Raw genomic sequence first — 12,977 nt, forward strand, 5'->3', positions numbered from 1 at the left:
TGAGCTGCTTAAATGACGCGATCAAGTCACGAGAAGGCGCCAGATGACAATCGAGTTACGACGCTCTCCAGCCGGGCAATCCCATCATGAGCACTGAACACAAGTCTTCCCGCGAGTTGCTAGGCTGGCTGTGGCGTGGCTATCTGCGTCAATACATGGGGCTGTTGGGCGTAGCGGTTCTCTTTATGCTCGTCGAGGGTGCCACCATGGGGGCGCTTGGCTACATGATGCAGCCGATGTTTGATCTGGTCTTTGTGGCGGGCAATACCAATGCCCTGTTCTGGGTCAGCCTGGCCTTTCTGGCGATCTTCGCGATGCGCGGGATATCCAGCGTCACCCAGAAAGTTCTGCTGAGCAAGGTCTCGCAAAGTTCTGCGGCGCGGCTGCGCAAGGACATGCTGGCGCGGCTGATCCGTCAGGACCCCGCCTTTCATCAAACCCATGCCCCCGGCCTGTTGCTGCAACGGGTGCAGAGCGACGTTGGTTCAATCAATGCCGTCTGGCAGGCGATGATCACTGGCGCCGGCCGCGATGTAGTGGCCCTGGTCGCCGTACTGAGCGTCGCCATCAGCATTGATTGGCGCTGGACCGCAATCCTGCTCATCGGCGTTCCCGGCCTGCTGCTGCCGATCTCTTTACTGCAGAAATACGTCCGCCGCAGGGCCTCCGAGGCCCGCGACCTGGGCGCCACCCTGGCGACCCGCTTGGATGAAATCTTCCATGGCATTGTGCCCATCAAACTAAATAACCTGGAAGACTACCAGCTGGGTCGGTTTTCCAAACACACGGATGGTTTTGTGAAGGCCGAGGTGAAATCCGCCTTTGGCACCTCGGCGATTTCCGGCATGACCGATATCATGGCTGGTGTCGGCTTTATGGCGGTGCTGCTCTATGGCGGTTCGGAAATCATTGCCGGCGAAAAATCCGTGGGCCAGTTCATGAGTTTCTTCACCTCGATCGGCCTCTCCTTTGAACCGATGCGCCGCCTTGCCAATATCTCAGGCATCTGGCAGGCCGCTGCTGCCGCGCTGGAACGGATCAAGGCGCTGATGGACGCGCCGATCCTGCTGACCTCGCCCGCAGAGCCCAAACCCGCCCCCAAGGGCCTGCCCGGTATTCACCTGCGGGATGTCAATCTGAACTATGGTGAGGCGGCAATCCTGCGCGACCTGACACTGGAGGCCGAAGCAGGCAAGACAACCGCTCTGGTCGGGGCTTCTGGTGCTGGCAAATCCACCATCTTCAACCTGCTAACCCGCATGGTGGACCCACAGTCCGGCGCGGTGCAGGTCAATGACACCAGCGTTACGGATCTGGCCACCGAGGATCTACGCGGGCTGTTCTCTGTCGTGACCCAAGAGGGGCTACTGTTTGACGAGACCCTGCGTGAAAACATTGTTCTGGGCCGCGAGGACGTCAGCGACGAGGCTTTGGCCAAAGCGCTTGAGGATTCTCATGTCGCTGACTTTCTTGGAAAACTGCCCGATGGGCTGGAGACACTTGTGGGACCACGCGGCTCGGCGCTGTCGGGCGGGCAACGCCAACGGGTGGTGATTGCCCGTGCACTGTTGCGCGATACGCCGGTGCTGTTGCTGGATGAGGCCACCTCAGCGCTGGATGCGCAGTCAGAAAAGGTGGTGCAGCAAGCGCTCGACAGTCTTGCAGGCGGGCGCACCACCCTGGTGATCGCCCACCGCCTGTCCACCGTGCGCAATGCCGATAAGATCATCGTGATGGAACGGGGTCAGGTGGCGGATCAGGGCACCCATGAAGAGCTCATTGCCCGTGGCGGCATCTATGCTGATCTCTATCGGTTGCAGTTTCAGGATGGCAAAACCCTGCTGGACCCCAAGGGCATTGCAGCGCAAATTCCGGCCCGTCTCGCGGCGGAACAAACTGCCCCTTCAGGCTGGTTTCGGCGTCTGGTGACCCGGCTCCTGGGATAACCCGGCGCAGCCTTGCTGACACGGGCACTGGCACTGGCCGGGGCTATTTGTGATACTCTCGCGCCAGTTCTTGCGGCTCCGCCCCAAGAAAATAGCGCAGCAAGGTCCATAGATTGCCTGCCCCCCGGCGCAACCAGCCATCGCGTTGATATCGTGCTGCGCTGGTCAGGGCTGTGACCGGCAATGGCGTCAGCGTTTTGAGACGGCGCACCAAGGCCACATCTTCCATCAAAGGCTGGTCGGGGTACTCACCCGCCGCCAGATAGGTGGCACGTGGCATGAGCAGCCCCTGATCGCCATAGGGCAGCCCAAAGACCCGCGCCCGCAGATTGGCCCAGCCTGCCACCAGGGTCGCCGCCACTCCCTTGGCGCGGAATTTCAACTGAAAATAGGCGGGGCTGCCCTGGCCAGTCGTGCCTTGCCCTTCCTGAATATGCGCGGCTACCACCGAGGCCCATCCCGGCGCCAGCTGCGTGTCGGCATGCAGCACCAGAATCCATTCGCCGCGTGCGGCAGCACAGCCCCGGCGCAGCTGACCTCCACGTGACGCCGCGCCTGTGACCAGCTCCGCTCCGGCCTCCTCAGCCAGATCCGGCGTCGTATCCGTCGAGCCGCCATCGCTGATCACCACCTCCCGGATCAGACCCTCAGACAGCCCCTCCATCAGCGCCCCCAGACTGCCCGGCAGCTCAGCAGCGGCATTCAGGGTTGGTATCACAACAGTAATCGGCGCGGCCATGGTGTTTTCCTGGTTCAACTCTTGCCTCATTCCTATATCACTAGGAATGGGCTTGGCCACGCCTCTGCGACCTCGCCCGCCCAGAACACCACCACCGCCCGCAGCCAAATGGCCCGGGCCGCTTTGGAGAACTCGCCATGCGCGCGCGCAAGATCCTTCGCCTATCCGGGGCAGATGCCCGCGATTTCCTGCAGGGGCTGATCACCAGCGACATCAACAAGATCGATCAGGGTCTGGTCTATGCCGCCTTACTGACACCGCAGGGCAAATACCTGGCTGATTTCTTTCTGGCAGCCGATGGCGATGATGTGCTGCTGGATGCTGATGGCGATCAGGCAGAGGCCTTGATAAAGCGCCTGACAATGTACCGTTTGCGCGCCAAGGTCGAGATCACCGCAACAGATTTGCAGGTACAGCGCGGCACTGGCCCGGCCCCAGCGGGCGCACTGGCGGACCCACGCCATGCGGATCTGGGCTGGCGGTTGATCGGCGCGGAGGCTGGCGAGGATGCCAGCGACTGGGAGGCCCTGTATGTCGCCCATTGCATCCCCCGGAGTGGCATCGAACTGGGCCCCGACAGCTATATTCTGGAATCCGGGTTCGAGGATCTGAACGGGGTGGATTTCCGCAAAGGCTGCTATGTCGGCCAGGAGGTCACCGCCCGCATGAAGCACAAAACCGAGCTGCGCAAGGGATTGCGTGTGGTCGAAATCAGCGGCTCCGCCCCTGTTGGCAGCGACATTACCGCCGGTGGCAAAACCGTCGGCACGGTCTTCACCCAGTCCAAGGGGCAGGCGATTGCATATCTGCGCTTTGATCGCGCCAAGGGCGAGATGACAGCGGGCGAGGCAAAGTTGCACTGGAAACCTTAGTGGGATCAAACCTCAGGCTGCCCTACTGAATTCATCAGCGCATTATCAGTTTGTTGCAACCTTATAGGGAATGCTGTGCCAAACTCAGATTTTCTCCTTCCCAGCGAAGGCGAGAATGAACCCAAGCGAATTACCCCTCCGGAGATCCCATGCACCGTTCCAGCCTTGCTCTTGCCCTGACCCTCCTGCCTGCCCTGCCTGCCACGGCACAGTATTGGGAATTCGGCGACTGGCGGGTCTTTGTTGAGGTGCAGGAGACCAGCGAGCACACTAGCCATACCTGTACCGCCCTTACCGGCGGCGATGGTAGCCCCTCGCTCAGCCTGTCGGTCTATGACCTGGACGCGGGCCCTCCGAATGACTACCCAAAGCCAACCCTGCACGAATCTGCCATTCGCGGCCATGCAACCCTTGTGCAAAATGGCCAGGCTGTAGGCTTTGTCTTTGATCAGCAGGCTGCGTTTTATGGCATCGCCAATGGCTATTTTGATGCCGAAGGGTTTGCCCACGCCAAAGTAGCGCCGCGCTGGCAGGACACGGTCAATATGCTGCTGTGGATGAAGGCAGGCCAGAGCATCGACATCCGAACGGTACAGCCCTATGGCCCTGGGCACCCGATCATGCAGGCATCGCTTAGCGGATTTACTGCCGCCTATGGCAAGATGATGGACGAATGTGGATTCAGCATCGAGCTGCCGTCTCCGAGTCAGTAGCACAGCAGCCTTCAATGCTCGTCCTGAACAGGTCAGACACGAATGAAAGGCGCTCACCGGTTTCGCTGGCACCCCATGCAGACCTCTTCAAAAGAAAAGCCCTCGCAGACTGTAACGATCTGCGAAGGCTTTTCTTTAAGTCGATAGCCTGATTTAGGCGCGTTCGGAATAGTCCATGGTATCAGTATTGACCACGATCATTTCATCCTGGCCCACAAAGGGGGGCACCATGACCTTTACGCCATTGTCCAGGATCGCAGGCTTGAACGAATTTGCTGCCGTCTGGCCCTTAACCACCGGTTCGGTCTCGACGATCTTGCAGATCACTTTCTGGGGCACAGTGGCGTTCAACGCCTCTTCTTCGTAGAATTCTACGACAATTGTCATCCCATCCTGCAAGAAGGGGCGACGATCCCCCAGAAGCTCGGCAGGAAGTTCGATCTGCTCGTAGGTTTCGGTATCCATGAACACCAGCATGCCGTCGCTCTCATAGAGAAACTGCTGGTCTTTTTGCTCCAGACGCACGCGCTCAACCTTGTCGGCGCTGCGGAAGCGTTCGTTCAGTTTGGAACCATTGCGCAGGTTGCGCATTTCCACCTGGGCAAAAGCACCACCTTTACCGGGCTTTACGTGATCGACCTTGACTGCGGCCCAAAGACCGTCGTTGTGCTCCAGAACATTGCCGGGGCGGATCTCGTTACCATTGATCTTGGGCATCTGAAAAATCCATCTGGGAAGGTTGATGATATATTAAGCGACCCTATATCTGTCGTGGTCCCGGCTGGCAAGACAACGATATCTCGTAGATGCGCCGCTTAAGCCATGCAATTTTTGCATGAAAGCTATGCATATACAGGCTATCCGAATCGTCACAGTTCCGTCATAAGGAACGCCACGCCGAGAATTGCAATAGCAAGAACAATAGAGGAAACGGGATGCGAGATTTCGTTGACGGCACTGCGTACAATAATGAACAGGGCAACCGAGCGCGCAAGCTCTTTGCTGCTGTTGTACTGGCCGCATTGGATGATGCCATTGCCGATGATAAAAAATATGGCAACGGCCCCGAACAGATTGCCCGCTGGGCACGTTCGCGCGATGGGCGCGAAGTGCTGAGCTGTGCCGGCATTGACCCCAATGAGCGGGTTGTCGGTGGGCTGATGGATTTTGTTGGTCGGGGTGTGCGCACCTCTGTTGCCCTGTCGCGCGAAGAGAGCGAACGCCGCAACGCAGCCCAGGCCGAAGCCGCCTGAAGCTGACCAAGGCCAAAAGGCCAAACAAGATGATCACTGATCTAAAGAAAAGCGCGTCCTGGGGGGCGCGTTTTTCTTTTATACGCAGCCCGCTTACCCACAGCCATCACGCAAACCTGTCGCTCACGGCTCCGCCAAGGGCGAATTTTCCCGTCCCCCGCTCCTTAAATTCTTTATCTTGACCAAGAAAACTCTTTTCCTTGTCGCAGCAATCGGCAATCAGACAGGGAAGACCCCGCCTGTTCAGGCCAGCCAGATGAGGAGAGAGCCATGACGGCACGCGCACTGATGATCCAGGGCACCGGCAGCAATGTCGGGAAATCTCTGCTGGTGGCTGGGTTGGCACGCGCCTTTGTGCGTCGTGGGTTAAAGGTGGCCCCCTTCAAATCCCAGAACATGTCCAACAATGCTGCCGTTACCCCCGAAGGGGGCGAGATCGGCCGCGCCCAGGCGCTACAGGCGCGAGCCGCCGGGTTGGCGCCACATGTGGACATGAACCCGGTGCTGCTCAAACCCGAAACCGACACCGGAGCTCAGGTCATCGTTCAGGGCAAACGACGCGGCACCCAGGCGGCCGGATCCTTCATGCGCGACAAAACCGGGCTGATGGAGGCGGCACTGGACAGCTATCACCGTCTCGCCGCTGGCGTTGACCTTGTACTGATTGAGGGGGCGGGCTCCCCGGCAGAAACCAACCTGCGCAAAGGTGATATCGCCAATATGGGCTTTGCCTGCGCGGTGCAGGCCCCTGTTGTGCTGGTGGGCGATATTCATCGCGGTGGTGTCATTGCCCAGATTGTCGGCACCAAAGCCGTGCTTGAGAGCACAGATCTGGACCGTATCGTTGGCTTTGCTGTGAACCGCTTTCGCGGCGATATCAGCCTGTTTGACGCTGGGCGAGATGACATCGCTCAACGCACCGGCTGGCCCTCGCTAGGGGTTATCCCATGGTTTTGGGAAGCCTGGAAGCTCCCCGCCGAGGATATGATGGATATCGCCTCCCGCAAAGGTGGCGCCTGTAAAGTGGTTGTGCCCCAGCTGGAGCGCATGGCCAATTTTGACGACCTGGACCCGCTGGCCGCCGAACCAGAAGTCACTGTGGAAATTGTGCCGCCCGGGCGGGCCCTGCCGGGGGATGCCGATCTCGTGTTGATACCGGGCAGCAAGTCCACCATTGGCGACCTCGCCTATCTGCGCGCCCAGGGGTGGGACATCGACATTCTGGCCCATCACCGTCGCGGCGGCCACGTGCTGGGGCTTTGTGGCGGCTATCAGATGCTGGGCAAGACCATCGACGACCCCCAGGGCGTTGAAGGGGCCGCTGGTAAGGTTGCCGGGCTGGGGCTGCTCGACGTGCATACAGTGATGTCGCAGGAGAAACGCGTCACCCTGACCGAGGCCACCAGCCTGGAAGGCGGTCTGCCTGTGCGCGGCTATGAAATCCACATGGGGCGCACAACAGGGCAGGATTGCAAAGGCGGCTGGTTACAGATCGCAGATCGCGTCGAGGGAGCCGCCTCCGCAGATGGGCGGGTGCTGGGCTCTTATCTACACGGGCTGTTCAGCGCCGATAGGTTTCGGGCGCAGTATCTCTCAAGGCTCGGCTATGACAGCTCCACCCAGTATGAAGACAGTGTTGAAGATACGCTGGACGCCCTGGCAGACCATCTGGAACGACACATGGATCTGGATCAGCTCCTGGCCCTCGCCGCGCCAGTTCCTGCCGGCCCTTAACCTCTTGGCGGTAGGCCGCGTTGCCAAAAGCAGCGACATCTGTCTTCACCACTGCAGGTGCCGGGAAATGAGCCGCGCCGCGCGTCAGCGCGGCGCCGGGCCCAAGGAAAAAGGCCCTCCTTCAGGAGAGCCTTTTTGGGCGGGAGCCCCCGCTTGTTCTCGTGAAAGTCACCCCAGGCACTGGGATCAGCCAGGTCAGACCAGGTCAGACCAGGTCCTGAGCGGCAAGGGCACGTTGGATCTCACGCCGGACCAGCTTGCGCACATTGCGGGTGATTCTCTCGCCCAGGGCCCCCTGCAACTCACTGCGCACAATTTCGGCAACCAGCTCGCGCAGGCTCTCTTCATCGAGATAGCTTTCCTCACCGTTGCCTGCGTCCAGAGCATCCAAAGCGGCGTCGGTCACGGCCTCCTCGGCCAGAGTGCCCGAGTCAAAACCAGCTTCAGACCCGCCCTCAGATCCGTCCGGGACACGTGACGTCAGCTCCTCTTCGCGCTCGGCTTCGCCGTCTTCATCAATGTGATCTTGCCATTCCAGGGTTTCAATATTGGTCCCCGCATAGGGATCAGTGGATTGACCGTCCGGCTCCCACTGCCCGCTTGAACGCGCCACCTTGGCCTCCAGCTCAGCAATCTTCTGCACCACCGCCGAGACCCGCTGACTGCCGTCCAGCTCAACAGGCTGATCCACCTCCGGCTCAACCTCATCCCAGTTCTGCTCGGCAACCCTCTCGTCCAGCTGCGGCGAAGACTGTGATGTCTCCTCTTCTGGAGCCTCCACCAGAGCCTCCACCGAAGGCTCTACGGCGCCAAACAGCGTTGCCTCTGGATCACGCCACGGCGCGGTATCGAGCTGCTCCTCGGCATCGGTGATTGGTTCCTCCAGGGCCTCCGAAGGCTCAAGGTCAGCCTGCGGCTCGGCATCCGTGTAGCTATCGACGACGGTCTGATCTTCGACGGAATCATGCGGGCGGAAGGCCAAAACTTCGGCAGGATCCAATTCTGGAGCAACCTCGATATCCATATGGCTCTCGGCCTGCGATGCACTCTCTGCGGGCTCCGCCGCACCCAAAGCCGCATCGCTGTCCATCGTGGCGATGACCTCCGGCTGCTCCGCATCATCCTGTGCCCTGTCCGAGACCTCATCGGCCACGCGCAATGCGGGGGTCAGAACCAGGCGCGATGTGGGCTTTGCCAGATCCAGCGAGGCGGCTTCCCCTGCGTCTCGCTGTGCCTCTGCGCGTTGCGCAGAAACCGGGCGCGGCGCTGAGCGCCCGTCCTCACTCACCAAACGGCGGATGGAGGACAGGACATCTTCGATTTCGGCCTGCGTTACAGGATCGGACATAGTATTTGAACCACTCTAGCCTTTGCGACGAGTGTAGCTCTCCCGCCGCAATCGCACAACATTTAGAGACACTTTTAGTTTTTTCCCGGCATTGTTTCCGCCGGGAACCTCTGGGTCTTGTTTCCAGCCCGTTCTAGTTCTTCCCCAGAGCCCGCAACACCCGGTCAAGATCCCGGCTCTGGCGGCTGACCTGCGCTGGCGCATCCTTGACCAGATTGTAATAGAGGGTTGGGTCATAGATCTCGACCGCAAGGCCAAGGTGTTCAGCGGTCAAAAGCCCCTGTGCCTGCAGCAAGGAATAGGCCGCCGTGGCCTGATTGGCCCGTGACTGCACCCGCGCCGTCAACGCATCCAGAAGATCCTGTTCCGCCTGCAACACATCCAGTGTGGTCCGGGCCCCCAATGTGGCCTCTTCGCGGATACCATCAAAGGCCACCTGCGCCGCCCGTACGCTCTCATTTGAAGACACGAGACTGGCACTCGCCGCCTCGTGCGTGACATAAGCCGCGGCAACAGATTGGGTCACCGCCCTCTGGGTGCTGAGCAAAACCCCTTTGGCCGCATCGACATTAGCAATGCTTGTCCGCAAAGCGGAAGCAAGCGAACCACCAGAATAGATCGGCTGAGTAAGTCTCACAGAGGCATTGGAGCTGTGAAAATCCTTAGAATTGATTCCCCCAAGTGTACCCGTTACGCCCGCACTCAGGTTCACCTGAGGCCCCAGCCCTTTTCGCGCAGCCTCAACCAAATGCTCTGCTGATTTAACAGAATGTTGCTGAGCTAGGAGGCTCGGATGATTGCGCGCCGCAATGGCCGCAGCAGCTTGCAATGAAGCGGCACGCTTGGGAAGCGGGGGTTGCCCAGCCACAACTCCGATGGGGCTCCCGACAGCCTGCACATATGAGGCTTTTGCCTCCAGCAGGTTGCCCCGGCTTTCGATAAGGTTTGCCCGTGCCGAGGCCAGGCGGCTCTGGGCCAGCGCGACATCCGTGCGGGTGACCTCGCCCACTTCAAAGCGATCCTGCGAGGCCTTCAATTCTTCCTGCAGCAAGCGCAGGTTGTTGCTTTGCAGACGGACTGTATCCTGCTGCAACAACACGTTTACATAGGCCTGCACGGCCCCAAACAACACATCCTGTTCAAAATTCAAGAGGCTCTGGCGCGTTGCCAGAACAGCTTGTTGCGCCGAAAGCTGTCTCTTACGAGTTGCCCCACCATCAAACAGGAGCAAGGAAAGTTCGACCCCTGAGGTCAAGCTGGTTGAGGTGTTTCCAGCACTACCGCGCGCGGACCCCCCATTGCTTGCTGTTGCAGTCGTTACCCAATTGATGATGGGTCGCAGCCCCGCAACAGCCAAAGCTACATTTTCATCCTGAACCCGCAGCAAAGCCCGGTTCTGTTCCAGCAAGCCGCTGGATTTATAGGCGCCAATCAGCGCGTCAGACAGGTTGTCCGCACTCGCGGATTTTGGCAGCGCAAATGCAAGCGCTACAGAGCCTGCAAATACAAACGTTTTCAACAAACTTGCCGAATTCTTCTTCAACATCGGTCGCCCTATTCGTTGTCCGCGCCGCCAGCCGCGGAAGTTTTGGTTTTGGCTCAACCCATACATGCTGCAGGGGTCGTCAGTCTTGCTTTTCCCTGCGTCATCTCCCCCCATTGGTCCGGGCAAAGGTCGCAAGGTAAATTTGCCTGCCTGATTGGTCTCAGGTCAGGCAATGGTCGGTTGCGACAGACCCGCCAGCGCGGGTCTGACCTCACAGAGAAAAGGCAGCAGCCCGTTCAAATCCGGGCATGACTTGGGCGCCCGCATTAAATTCAAAGCGCCAGGAGATTTGGTCACCCTGCTTATAGCCGACCTTCACTTCGCCCAGGGAGCCCGTCATGAAAATCACCGCAATCCGGCCACCGTCCTTGAGCTGCGCCAGCAGGGACTCTGGTAGATCCTCAACTCCGCCCTGTACCATGATGACATCATAGGGGCCATGTTCAGCTGCGCCTTCGGTGAGCGGACCAACATGGACAATCGCATTGTCCGCGCCAGCCTCGGAAAGCTGCGACTGCGCGTCAGCAGACATGATCTCATCTTCTTCGACGCCGATCACCATTTCGGCCATCTGCGCGGCAACCGCGGTGGAATAGCCCAAACCGCAGCCCACATCGAGCACCAGCTCATCGCGTTGAATGTCCAGCGCATCCAGCATTTTTGCCAGGGTGCGCGCCTCGATCAGGGTGCGCTGCCCACCGAGATCCATATTGCGATCAGCATAGGCACCTTCACGCTGTGCAACGGGGACAAAATCCTCGCGTGCAACAGACAGCAGGGCCTCGATGATCGGATATTTGGTCACGTCCGAAGGACGAACCTGTGTGTCAACCATCAAGCGGCGACGTTCGGCAAAGTCGGTCATATGCTAAACTCTTTTGTTCAGTCTGTTTGACTGAGTTGTGCCATATCGCTTCACACTCGGCAACGGCCCTTGAGCGACAGATAGGCGAATTGCGAAGGATGTTGCCACAGCATCTATTTCTTTTTGACAAATTTGGTCAAAATCACGATGCGCTGCCCCTCAACACGGCCCTCGATATGTTCCGGATTGTCCTGCACCAGCGATATGCCGCGCACTGCGGTACCCCGTTTGGCAGTAAACCCGGCACCCTTGACCGGCAGATCCTTGATCAGCACCACATTGTCCCCAGCAGCCAACGCCGCGCCGTTGCTGTCGACATGGCCGCCACCTGAGATCTGATTGTCAGCCCAGGCCCGGGTTTCCTCGTCCAGCCAAAGCTGATCGGCCAGATCGCGTGCCCAGTCCTGCTCCGCCAGCCGGGCAAGGATGCGCGCCGCCAGAACCTGCACCGCAGGCTCTTCAGACCACATGGAGGAGGCCAGGCAGCGCCAGTGACCAGGCTCCAGCTCGCCTTCAATCTGTGTTTGACAGGTATCGCAGATCTGCGCTCCGGCCTCATCGGGCCCGCCGGAAACACCAAAAAACCGGGTCGCAGCCTCAGCTGAACACAAGGCACAAGTCATGGGAAACCCTCCTGGAAAAGACCCTCTCGCCTTATCGCCTTCGCCTCAGGATGAAAAGCCACCCAAGGGCACTGCCCCAGCCCGGGTCTAGCCTCAGGAGGCACAGCCGCTGCAAAAGGGGGTCGCAGGGAGCAAATCCAAGCGCTTTGCGGCAATTTCATCGCCGCAGATCTGACAATAGCCGTAAGAACCCTCAACCAGTCGCGCCAAAGCTGCATCAATCTGGCGCAGCTCCTCCATCTCATGCAGGCCAAGCGTTTCCAGCACCTCGTCCCCCTGGCGCTCTGAAGAGCGGTCTTCCCAGTCTTTTGGCATCGGCGCATCCAAGGCGTGCTCGACCTCAAGCAAATGCCCAGCCAAAGCAATTCTACGTGCCTCAAGCGTTTGTCTTCGTGCTGCAAAGTCCATGCGTAATCCTCCCAAATCAGTGGCTTTACATTACCTTACCCAAGGGCAAGCTTAGAGCATTGACCGAAGTCAAAGAACTCGCGGGATCTGGGGAGTGTTGCGCAGGCTTAACGCCAGACGCCTGCGAAATGCGCAATACTTAACCTCACAGCCCAAACTTTAGGCAAGTTAAGAGCAGAATGGAGGCCTGCGACCCAAGAATGGCGCCACATCAAAGCGAAGGCCGAGCGCCCCCTCTTGCCGAGCGCTGACCGGTGTACCGCCGACTAGACGCTGAAAAGCGTGCAACAAAAAAGGCCATGTCTGCAAACCGTGTTGGTCCGCTTCGAGCCCAATCTTTAAGGATGCTGCACAGCCCACAGACGTCGGCAATTGGTTGATTTGATCAAAGCTCTTCCGGCGAGGTTATGTCGTGAACCGACGCCGTGATGGGATGTGAGAAATCCCCTCTGGTTTCTGACACAATCTTCTTGAACCAAGGAAAGACAATTCTAGGAACGTTTAGCTTGTCGAGCGGTTGCTCCAAGGCCACTTGGCGCCCCCACTTTGGATCATCTTCCCAGATCGTATATTGATCTAGTTCGTCGTCTGTCATGATTGGCCAAAGGCGATCTATGGTCTCGTTAAGTTCCCTAACTGGTTCAGGTTGATCTGCCCAAACATCGTTTTTCCCTTGGCTAAAAAGCTGAAAAGAAAAAGCAGGGTCATCAAGAAAAACCTCGATGTGAAGCCCTTTTATGCTTTCGGAAAAGTCAGCGTCCAGCAGCGCTGCGAATGCGTCTCTGACGTCGGGATAAAACTTTGTCATCCGGTCAGCGAGAAAGACCTCAAACTGCTCTAGCAGATCGCTGTCTTGCACAGTGTCGGTTGAAGAGTTTGCTGTCCCTAGCTTTCTAAAAAGAAATTTGCCCCATTTGATCATAGCCTTAT

13 protein-coding genes are annotated in these 12,977 nt (G+C 58.8%); 5 read left to right on the plus strand and 8 right to left on the minus strand.

Annotation, left to right across the window (positions count from 1 at the left end; translation table 11 throughout):
- The first annotated feature begins 86 nt into the window (after positions 1-86).
- Positions 87-1,946 (plus strand): ABC transporter ATP-binding protein, encoded by a 1,860-nt coding sequence (locus ED661_RS11230; RefSeq protein WP_122073966.1) that lies wholly within the window; start codon positions 87-89, stop codon positions 1,944-1,946.
- Positions 1,947-1,989: 43 nt separating this feature from the next.
- On the opposite strand, the gene ED661_RS11235 is transcribed toward ED661_RS11230, so the two are convergent.
- A complete protein-coding gene (locus tag ED661_RS11235) occupies positions 1,990-2,685 on the minus strand; it encodes a TIGR04283 family arsenosugar biosynthesis glycosyltransferase (RefSeq protein WP_122073967.1) in 696 nt (231 codons plus the stop codon).
- 137 nt (positions 2,686-2,822) lie between these two features.
- Here ED661_RS11235 and ED661_RS11240 point away from each other — a divergent pair, with 137 nt between their 5' ends.
- Positions 2,823-3,557: a folate-binding protein YgfZ gene (locus ED661_RS11240; RefSeq protein ID WP_122073968.1), complete on the plus strand. Its 735-nt coding sequence runs from the start codon at positions 2,823-2,825 to the stop codon at positions 3,555-3,557.
- 149 nt (positions 3,558-3,706) lie between these two features.
- Positions 3,707-4,270 carry a hypothetical protein gene (locus ED661_RS11245; protein ID WP_122073969.1) on the plus strand — a complete coding sequence of 188 codons (564 nt, stop codon included), beginning with the start codon at positions 3,707-3,709 and terminating at the stop codon, positions 4,268-4,270.
- A 153-nt stretch (positions 4,271-4,423) separates the two neighbouring features.
- On the opposite strand, the gene efp is transcribed toward ED661_RS11245, so the two are convergent.
- Entirely contained in the window at positions 4,424-4,987 is a 564-nt protein-coding gene (efp, locus tag ED661_RS11250) for an elongation factor P (protein WP_009811620.1), read from the minus strand.
- A gap of 218 nt (positions 4,988-5,205) precedes the next feature.
- Between efp and ED661_RS11255 the strand changes: the two genes are divergently transcribed.
- The gene (locus tag ED661_RS11255; RefSeq protein ID WP_009811619.1) at positions 5,206-5,523 is read left to right on the plus strand and encodes a DUF6280 family protein; all 318 of its coding nucleotides are present in this window, start codon (positions 5,206-5,208) and stop codon (positions 5,521-5,523) included.
- A gap of 270 nt (positions 5,524-5,793) precedes the next feature.
- The gene (locus ED661_RS11260) at positions 5,794-7,257 is read left to right on the plus strand and encodes a cobyric acid synthase (RefSeq protein ID WP_122073970.1); all 1,464 of its coding nucleotides are present in this window, start codon (positions 5,794-5,796) and stop codon (positions 7,255-7,257) included.
- 205 nt (positions 7,258-7,462) lie between these two features.
- Here the strand turns inward: ED661_RS11260 and ED661_RS11265 are convergent, their stop codons facing one another.
- The 6 genes from ED661_RS11265 to ED661_RS11290 form a co-directional block, all read right to left on the minus strand.
- Complete coding sequence (locus tag ED661_RS11265; protein WP_122073971.1) at positions 7,463-8,605, minus strand: hypothetical protein; 1,143 nt, start codon at positions 8,603-8,605, stop codon at positions 7,463-7,465.
- 133 nt (positions 8,606-8,738) lie between these two features.
- Positions 8,739-10,151, minus strand: a complete 1,413-nt coding sequence (locus tag ED661_RS11270) for a TolC family outer membrane protein (RefSeq protein WP_122073972.1) — start codon at positions 10,149-10,151, stop codon at positions 8,739-8,741.
- A 211-nt stretch (positions 10,152-10,362) separates the two neighbouring features.
- The gene (locus ED661_RS11275) at positions 10,363-11,016 is read right to left on the minus strand and encodes a protein-L-isoaspartate O-methyltransferase (RefSeq protein WP_122073973.1); all 654 of its coding nucleotides are present in this window, start codon (positions 11,014-11,016) and stop codon (positions 10,363-10,365) included.
- Positions 11,017-11,129: 113 nt separating this feature from the next.
- Positions 11,130-11,639, minus strand: coding sequence for an alkylphosphonate utilization protein (locus ED661_RS11280; protein ID WP_122073974.1), 510 nt, complete (start codon positions 11,637-11,639; stop codon positions 11,130-11,132).
- 93 nt (positions 11,640-11,732) lie between these two features.
- Positions 11,733-12,047, minus strand: coding sequence for a TraR/DksA family transcriptional regulator (locus ED661_RS11285; protein ID WP_122073975.1), 315 nt, complete (start codon positions 12,045-12,047; stop codon positions 11,733-11,735).
- A 385-nt stretch (positions 12,048-12,432) separates the two neighbouring features.
- Positions 12,433-12,969 carry a hypothetical protein gene (locus ED661_RS11290; RefSeq protein ID WP_122073976.1) on the minus strand — a complete coding sequence of 179 codons (537 nt, stop codon included), beginning with the start codon at positions 12,967-12,969 and terminating at the stop codon, positions 12,433-12,435.
- Positions 12,970-12,977: the final 8 nt, after the last annotated feature.

The organism is Pseudophaeobacter sp. EL27, from assembly GCF_900313025.1.
GTDB lineage: Bacteria > Pseudomonadota > Alphaproteobacteria > Rhodobacterales > Rhodobacteraceae > Pseudophaeobacter.